The organism is Janthinobacterium sp. AD80, assembly GCF_002878455.1.
Lineage (GTDB): Bacteria > Pseudomonadota > Gammaproteobacteria > Burkholderiales > Burkholderiaceae_D > Janthinobacterium.
The window spans coordinates 1-2305 of record NZ_NRDQ01000237.1 but is presented as its reverse complement, the minus strand read 5'-3'; the positions used below and the strand labels follow the sequence as shown (position 1 = coordinate 2305).

The 2305-nt window shown below is 65.9% G+C and carries 2 protein-coding genes; both read right to left on the bottom strand.

All coding sequences use genetic code 11. The annotated features are described in order from the left end of the window. On the bottom strand, window positions 1-1947 hold a 1947-nt coding region (locus tag JaAD80_RS27755), incomplete at its 3' end, for a secretin N-terminal domain-containing protein (protein ID WP_102299356.1). Further along, a complete protein-coding gene (locus JaAD80_RS27750) occupies window positions 1947-2189 on the bottom strand; it encodes a hypothetical protein (protein WP_180979627.1) in 243 nt (80 codons plus the stop codon). The genes JaAD80_RS27750 and JaAD80_RS27755, both read right to left, overlap by 1 nt. Between the last annotated feature and the right edge of the window lie 116 nt (window positions 2190-2305).

Here is a 2305-nt window from a genome sequence, read left to right as displayed (position 1 = left end):
GACGCGGCCGGCTCGGGCGACGGCGCCGGCTTCCGGCGCAGGCACCGTCTGCGGCTGCGGCGAGGCCGCCGGCAGCGCCTGCGGCAGCTGGCCCGGCACCATCATCGGCTGTGGCGGCGCCGGCTGCATGCCGACGGCGGACGGGCCGGAACGCACGATCACCGTGCCCGGCATCTGCGTGGCCGCCTTGGCCGCCATGTCGGGACGGCGGCGGAAGCTGCCTTCCGTGCCGGCCGAAAATTCCGATTCCTTCGCTTCCGGGCGCTGCACCGTGCGCACCAGGTGCGGCGTGATCGACAGCACGATTTCCGTCTTCTGGCTGTCATCCTTGCTGCTGCCGAACAGGCGTCCCAGCACGGGAATGTCCCCCAGGCCCGGCACCTTGTTGCCGGCGCTGCGCTCTTCATTGTTGATCAGGCCCGCCAGCACCTGGTTTTCGCCATCCTTCAATTGCAACATCGTCGAGGCCTGGCGCGTGCCGATCTGGTACAGGGTCGAGCCGCTCTTGGTGATGGTGGCCGCGCCCAGGTTGCTCACCTCGAGCGAGATGCGGATGCCCACCTCGTTGTTCAGATAAATGGTCGGCTCGGCGTTCACCGTCAGGCCCACGTCCAGGTAGCTGATGGACTCGGAAGCGAAGCCGCCCGTGCCCGGCGAAATGGTGGTGGTAATCACCGGCACCTTGTCGCCGATGACGAATTTCGCCTTTTCGCGGTTGCGCACGCGGATGCGCGGATTGGCCAGGATGTTCGCGTCGCCATCGGTTTTCTTGGCGTTCGCCGTCACCGACAGGTCGCTGACGCCGATGGTGCGCTGGTTCAGATTATTCAGGTCATTGATGGTCAGGCCGGCGCCGCCCGAAGTGCTCAAAGGCGACAGGGTCAGGCTGGTCGGCCAGGCCACGCCCAGTTCCAGCAGGCGGCTGCGCTTGACTTCGAGGATTTCCAGCTCCAGCACCACTTCCGCTTCCGGCACGTCCTGCAGCGCGATCAGGCGCTCGGCCAGGCGGATCGCCTCGGGCGTGTCGCGCACGATGACCAGGTTGAGCTTTTCATCGGCCACCACGTCGCGCGTCTTCAGAATGGTCTTGAGCGTATTGGCCACCTGCTTGGCGTCGGCGTTCGCCAGAAAGAAGGTCTTCACCAGCACTTCCTGGTACTCCTTCAGCTTCGCCGCCACGTTCGGGTAGATCAGGATGGTGTTCGCATCCATCACCTGCTGCTCCAGCTGGTTCGTCACCAGCAGGAAGTAGACGGCCGATTCCACCGTGCTGTTTTTCAAAAAGATCGAGGTTTTCGCGTCGGCCTTGACGTCCTTGTCGAAGACGAAATTGAGGCCGGAGCGGCGCGCGATCAGCTCGAACACCTGTTTTAACGGCGCGTCGCGAAATTCGATGGTTATCGGCTGCTTGTATGATTTGGCCAGGCCCGATTCCACCACGGGCGGCGCCGTCTTGTCATCGACCTCGCGCAGCAGCGCGCGCGCGCCGGCGTGACTCGGCTGCTCGGTGAGGATGGCGTTCAGGCGCTGGCGCGCCGGATCGTAGCGCTTGGCCTCGATATCCTTCTGCGCTTCGGCCAGCAGCTTGCCCTGGCGCTGCTCGCGTTCGAGCGCGCGCAGGCCGCTGTTGGCGCGCTCGTTCTGCGCATCGATTTCCAGCACGCTCAGGAAAGAAGCGCGCGCCAGCTCGCCCTGCCCCGCCTGCGCCTGGCGCTCGGCCTGCTGCAAGCGGCTGCCGGTGGCCCGCTCGCGCGCCTGCAGGTAGGCGCTGCGGTATTGCGCATTGCCGGGGTCCTGCTGCAACGCTTCCTGCAGTTTTTGCAGGCCGGCCGGTACCTGGTCTTGCGCGATCAGCTCGCGTCCGTCGCGATAGGCTTGCTGCCCGGCGCAGCCGGCCAGCAGCACCAGCAGTGCCAGCAAGGGCGCCGATGAAAGGGAACGGGACATCACTCGAGTACTCCAATGTTGAGCTGCTGAACCTGGTTCAACGGCAGGTAGTTGATCGTCATCATGGGCGGCGCGATGGCCACGACCTTGTAGGCGCCATCGATGACGGTATTCGTGCGCACGATATACGTCTTGTCGGCGCGTGACAGGAAGACTTCCCAGGCGCCGTCGGCGGCCGCCTTGCCCAGATAGACGAAGGGCAGCGGCGGCGCCATCGGCGGCGGTGGCGGGGGTGCGGCCACGGCAACCATCTTCGGCGGCGGCGGGGTCCAGTTCTGGCTCTGGAAGACGCGTCGGCGCCGCCAAAGGTGTCGCCATCCTCGCCCGCCACTTCGCTGCGCGGCAGCAGCGCCAGGAT